Here is a 5,464-nt window from a genome sequence, read left to right as displayed (position 1 = left end):
GTTGAGGTGGCGATGAAGCCCGTCGAGACCAAGATCATCGAGGAGATCAAGCCGCCGCCGCCCCCGCCGCCGGAAAATCTACCTCCTCCGCCGAAATCCATGCCGCCCCCGCCGGTGTGGATGCCGCCGCCGGAAGTCCAGGTCCAGCAGCCGCAGGTCCAGACCCCGACGATCACGCCGACCACCACTGTCGCGCCGCCGCCCACGGCACCGGCGCCGGCGCTCCCTATTGCACCGGCTGCTCCGCCCGCCCCGCCCCGCGTGGCAAAGGCTGCGCAGATCGACTTCTCCAATTGTGAGAAGCCCGAGTACCCGGCCGCCGCTCGCCGCTCTGAAGCCACCGGGGTCACCCGCGTCCGCTTCAGCATCGACGAGACCGGCCACGTGGTGAAGGCTGAAGTCACGGGTACGTCGGGTTCGTCCCGCGAACATCGTCAGCTCGACAAGGTGGCCGTGGAAGCGCTGAGCCAATGCCGCTTCAAGCCCGGTACCGACGAGAACGGCAAGCCGGTAGGCGCGTTCTCCAACGTCGAGTACGTCTGGAAGCTTGACAACTGATCCAGCCAAGCCTTCGCTTTCACACCTGATCTTTTTCTTTCACTAAGGCGCAGATCGCTGCACCAACAGCACGACGCTGCGCCACTGACCCCTTGCCCCCTGGAGGAAACATGTCCTTGATGAAAATTGTGCGCGCCCCCTTCCTGGCCGCCTGCATCGCCCTGCTGGGCGCCGTCGCGATCACCCCGGTTGACGCACTGGCTCAAGAAGCCGCTTCGGCACCTGCCGCCACCACCGAAGCCGCCCCGGCTGGCGTGGCGACGCCCGAGTTGAAGAAGGAAACGATCGACAACCCGTACGGCCTGGAAGCCCTGTGGACGCAGGGTGACTTCGTCGCCCGCGGCACGCTGGTCATCATGATCATCATGTCGATGGGCAGCTGGTACATCATCTTCACGAAGGTCTGGGAACAGTCCAAGCTGCTGAAGAGCGCCAAGGCCGCGGCCGAATCCTTCTGGACCGCCGGTTCGGTCAAGAAGGGTGCCGAGACCCTGGACGAAGCCAGCGCCTTCCGCTACATGGCCGAACAAGGCCTGAAGGCAGCTGACCACCACGAAGGCAGCCTGGTCGAACAGATCGACCGCCACACCTGGATCGGCATGAGCGTTCAACGCTCGGTGGACAACATCAACAGCCGCCTGCAAGACGGCCTGGCCTTCCTGGCGACCGTGGGTTCCACCTCGCCGTTCGTCGGCCTGTTCGGTACCGTTTGGGGCATCTACCACGCCCTGACGCAGATCGGCATCTCCGGCCAAGCCTCGATCGACAAAGTCGCCGGCCCGGTGGGTGAAGCGCTGATCATGACCGCCTTCGGCCTGGCCGTCGCGGTGCCCGCGGTGATGGGCTACAACTGGCTGATCCGCCGCAACAAGGGTGCGATGGAACGTGTTCGCGCCTTCTCGGGCGACCTGCACAACGTGCTGCTGGCTGGCAAGAAGTAATTGGGGCCCACGGCGCCGCTCAGGCGGCGTTGCCCCCAGAGGGAAGCCCTTCCCTCTGGGTGGCACGGCGGTAAAGCTGCCGCCCCTCTTGCGAACGAGCGAAGGAATTCGAGATGGCCATGACTGTAGGCGCGGCTGACGCCGGCGACGAAGAGCAGATGAACTCCAGCATCAACACCACGCCCCTGGTGGACGTGATGCTGGTGCTGCTGATCATCTTTCTGATCACGATTCCCGTGGTGACCCAGTCGGTGCAGCTGACGCTGCCCAAGGAAATCAACGTTCCGACCCAGACCAAGCCGGAGAACATCCTGCTGGCGGTGTCGAAGGACGGTGACGTCTACTGGAACACCAAGAAGATGCCCGACATGGAAGTCCTTGTCGAGGCGCTGAAGAAAGAGTCGATCAAGGAACCCCAACCCGAAGTGCACATCCGCGGTGACGAGAACGTGCGCTATGAGTCGGTGGGCCGCCTGATCGTCGCTGCCCAACGCGCGGGCATTGCCAAGGTCGGGTTCATCACTGAACCGCCGCCCAAGAACTGAAAGGAACCCCACCATGGCAATGAGCGTTGGCGCCGGTGATGACGACATGATGGTCGAGATGAACACCACGCCGTTGATCGACGTGATGTTGGTTCTGCTGATCATGTTCATCATCACCATCCCCGTGCAGACGCACGCGGTGAAGATGAACATGCCGGTCAACCAGAACACCCCACAGACCAAGCCGCCCGAAGTCGTCCGCATTGATGTCGACTTCGACGGCACGATCAACTGGAACGGTGAACAGGTTTTGAACCGTGCTGACCTGCAGGCCCGCCTGTACCGCACGGCTCAGATTCCCGATCAGCCCGAGGTGCACCTGAAGCCCAACAAGCTGGTCACCTACAAGTATGTGGCCATGGTGATGGCCGAAGCTCAGCGCCTGGGCGTCACCAAGATCGGTATCGTCGGTAACGAACAGTTCGCGAACTGAACGTCGCTCGACCATCCAGCCGGGGATCGGCCGTCAGCGGTTCGGTCCCCGTTTGCGTTTGAAGGCGACACCATTCCTCATCCGGACCCATGTCTATGAAATCCCTGCGAGCCCTGACCCTGGCCCTGATCGCCGCCGGCTGCGTAAACGTGGCCCAAGCCCAGGCCGTTCGCCCCGATGTGGGCAAGCCGCTGCAAGCAGCCAGCGATTTGCTGAAAGCCGGCAAGGCCCGTGAAGCCTTGGCCAAAGTTCGTGAAGCCGACGCAGTCGGTGGCAAGAACGCCCAGGAACAGCTGATGATCGACCGCATGAAGGGCGCCGCCGCCCAACGCGCTGGCGACAACGGCACCGCCATCCWGGCGTTCGAAGCCGTGTTCAATTCCGGCAAGCTCGGCGGCTCCGAGCAGGCCCAGGTGGCCGAGACCCTGGCCTTCGCCTACTCGCAGAACCGCGACAACGCCAAGGCCACTCAGTGGGCCAACAAAGCCCAGCAACTGGGTGCCGGCAGCCCGCAGCTGAAGCAGCTTCAGGCCTACCTGCAGTCGCAAAGCGGCGACTACGGAGCGATCGCGAAGGATTCCGCCGCGGCCGTCTCCGCTGCCGAACAGGCCGGCCGCCGCCCGGCCGAAGACGACCTGCTGCGCCTGGCCGATGCCTATCAGCACACCAACTCCAACGCTGCTCAAAGCGCGACGCTGGAAAAGCTGGTCGCCTACTACCCGAAGAAGGACTACTGGAACGCGCTGCTGGGCCGCCTGCCCCGCAAGCCCGGCTTCGCCGACCGCTTCGCGCTTGACGTGCTGCGCCTGAAGCTGGCGACGGGCAACTTGTCCAAGACCGAAGAGTTCATGGAGATGGCCCAGTTGTCGCTGCAAAGCGGCTACGCCGCCGAGGCCAAGGTCGTCGTCGACAAGGGCTTCGCCTCGGGCGCCCTGGGCACCGGCGCCGAAGCCGAGCGTCACAAGCGCCTGCGCGACCTGGCCAACAAGCAAGACGCCGAAATTCGCGCCAACCTGGAAAAGAACATCGCGGCTGCCACTGCGGCCAAGGACGGCAACGACCTGGTCCAGATCGGCACCGTGGTGGCCAGCATGGGCCAGGCCGAGCAAGGCGCCGCACTGATCCAGCAAGGCATCGCGAAAGACGGCCTGAAGCGGCCCGAAGACGCCAAGCTGCGTCTGGGTCAGGCGCTGGCGCAAAACCCGAAGACCCGTTCGAAGGGTCAGCAGACCCTGCGCAGCGTGCAGGGCACCGACGGTGCAGCCGACCTGGGCCGCTTGTACGCGGTGCTGGCGCCGCAATAACGACGAACGTTGGCGGCAAACCGTTGGCGGCGAGAATCAGTGATGAACTCGCCCGCCGACGACTATCTTCAAGCGCTGGGTCATGGCGTCTACGCCATCGACACCGGCTTCCACAGGCCGCGTTTCGACGCGGCCTTTTTGCTTGTCGACCAGGGTCGCGCAGCCTTTGTCGACACCGGCACGCGGCACGCCTTGCCGCGTTTGCTGGGCGCCCTGTCCTCTTTGGGGCTGCCATTGGACGCGGTCGACTGGGTCATCCCGACCCATGTGCACCTGGACCACGCCGGCGGCGTCGGCACGCTGATGCAGGCGCTGCCGCAAGCCCGGCTGCTGGTCCATCCGCGCGGCGCACGCCACATGATCGACCCGAGCGCGCTGTACCAGGGCGCCCTCGCCGTCTATGGCCAGGCCGAGATGGAACGCTCATACGGCGAACTGGTCGGTGTCGACGCCAGCCGTGTGCAGACCAGCACAGACGGCATGACGCTGCCACTCGGTGCACGCACGCTGGAGCTGATCGACACACCCGGCCATGYGCTGCACCACCACTGCATCTGGGATCCGGTCTCGCGCGGCTGGTTCACCGGTGACACCTTCGGCATCTCGTACCGCGAGCTGGACAACCCGGCCGGCCAACCCTGGATCTTCCCTGCGTCGACTCCGGTGCAGTTCCAGCCCGACGCGCTGCGTGTCTCCATCGGCCGCCTGCTGGCTCATGCGCCCGAGGCGGTCTATCTGACGCACTACGGCCGTCTTGGTGAGGTGCAGGCGCTCGGTGGCCAGCTTCTGCAGGTGCTGGACGAAGTGGTCACACTCGGCCGCGCGCTGCGGGACGATCCGCAACGCCACGAAGCGTTGCGCCAAGGCTTGCGCGCGCTGTACCTGAGCAGTTCGCGCGCGCACGGGTGTACTCTGGCAGACGACGCGATTGCCGAGGTATTGGCAGTCGACATCGAGCTCAATGCGCAGGGCATGGCGGTCTGGCTGGACCGCGAAAAACGCTGATCGTTTCGCGCCGGGGACAAGCCGCACCAGCGCTTCGCGGCCGAACCCGGCCGCTACACTGACCGATCCCTCTTCGCCAACGCACCGCCACCGACGGCGTTCTCGCCATGCAGACCAACAGCCCCTCTTCGACCCGCCCCAACTTTGGCCTGGATGGCCGCGTGATCGTGATCACCGGCGGTGGGCAAGGCATCGGCGCCGCCTGCGCGGAGCGCTTCGTGGCCGAGGGCGCCAAGGTCGCCTTGTGGGACGTGAACATCACCGCCGCCGAAGCGTTGGCGAAACGCCTGCGCGCCGCTGGTGGCCGCGCCGAAGCAATGCCGTGCAACGTGGCCCGCAAGAGCGAGGTCGACGCGGCACTGGCCGCAACGGCGCTGGCATTCGGCCGCGTCGACGGCCTGGTCAACAACGCCGGCATCTTCCGCGCGRCCGATTTTCTCGAGGTCACCGAGGAAGACTGGGACGCAGTCATCAACGTCAACCTCAAGGGTGCCTTCCTGGTCGGCCAGGCGGTCGCGCAGCAAATGGTCCGCCAGGGCCAAGGTGGCGCCATCGTCAACATGTCGTCGGTCAACGGCTCCATGGCCATTGCCAGCATCGCCAGCTACAACGCCAGCAAGGGCGGCATCAACCAGCTGACCCGCGCGATGGCGCTGGCACTGGCCGACCACCACATCC

7 protein-coding genes are annotated in these 5,464 nt (G+C 65.1%); all 7 read left to right on the top strand.

What is annotated here, in order from left to right; genetic code table 11:
* Positions 1-558: energy transducer TonB (locus AC1DYI_RS25285; RefSeq protein ID WP_477206893.1), on the top strand; the 558-nt coding region annotated here is incomplete at its 5' end.
* A 110-nt stretch (positions 559-668) separates the two neighbouring features.
* Positions 669-1,499: a MotA/TolQ/ExbB proton channel family protein gene (locus tag AC1DYI_RS25280; RefSeq protein WP_477206892.1), complete on the top strand. Its 831-nt coding sequence runs from the start codon at positions 669-671 to the stop codon at positions 1,497-1,499.
* 113 nt (positions 1,500-1,612) lie between these two features.
* Positions 1,613-2,044, top strand: a complete 432-nt coding sequence (locus AC1DYI_RS25275) for an ExbD/TolR family protein (RefSeq protein ID WP_477206891.1) — start codon at positions 1,613-1,615, stop codon at positions 2,042-2,044.
* 13 nt (positions 2,045-2,057) lie between these two features.
* Positions 2,058-2,477: an ExbD/TolR family protein gene (locus tag AC1DYI_RS25270; protein ID WP_477206890.1), complete on the top strand. Its 420-nt coding sequence runs from the start codon at positions 2,058-2,060 to the stop codon at positions 2,475-2,477.
* An 89-nt stretch (positions 2,478-2,566) separates the two neighbouring features.
* Complete coding sequence (locus tag AC1DYI_RS25265; protein ID WP_477206889.1) at positions 2,567-3,781, top strand: tetratricopeptide repeat protein; 1,215 nt, start codon at positions 2,567-2,569, stop codon at positions 3,779-3,781.
* 42 nt (positions 3,782-3,823) lie between these two features.
* Positions 3,824-4,786, top strand: a complete 963-nt coding sequence (locus AC1DYI_RS25260; protein ID WP_477206888.1) for an MBL fold metallo-hydrolase — start codon at positions 3,824-3,826, stop codon at positions 4,784-4,786.
* Positions 4,787-4,893: 107 nt separating this feature from the next.
* A partial coding sequence (locus AC1DYI_RS25255) for an SDR family NAD(P)-dependent oxidoreductase (RefSeq protein WP_477206887.1) occupies positions 4,894-5,464 on the top strand: 571 nt, incomplete at its 3' end.

Source organism: Ideonella sp. P3_A4, assembly GCF_056403075.1.
Note: the sequence above shows the minus strand (reverse complement) of the source record. Positions and strands in the feature narration are given on the sequence as shown.

What these genes read in the sequence shown, in the direction of transcription:
- AC1DYI_RS25270 (WP_477206890.1), top strand. Translation starts at nt 2,058, where the DNA reads ATGGCAATGAGCGTTGGCGCCGGTGATGACGACATGATGGTCGAGATG.
- AC1DYI_RS25280 (WP_477206892.1), top strand. Translation starts at nt 669, where the DNA reads ATGTCCTTGATGAAAATTGTGCGCGCCCCCTTCCTGGCCGCCTGCATC.
- AC1DYI_RS25275 (WP_477206891.1), top strand. Translation starts at nt 1,613, where the DNA reads ATGGCCATGACTGTAGGCGCGGCTGACGCCGGCGACGAAGAGCAGATG.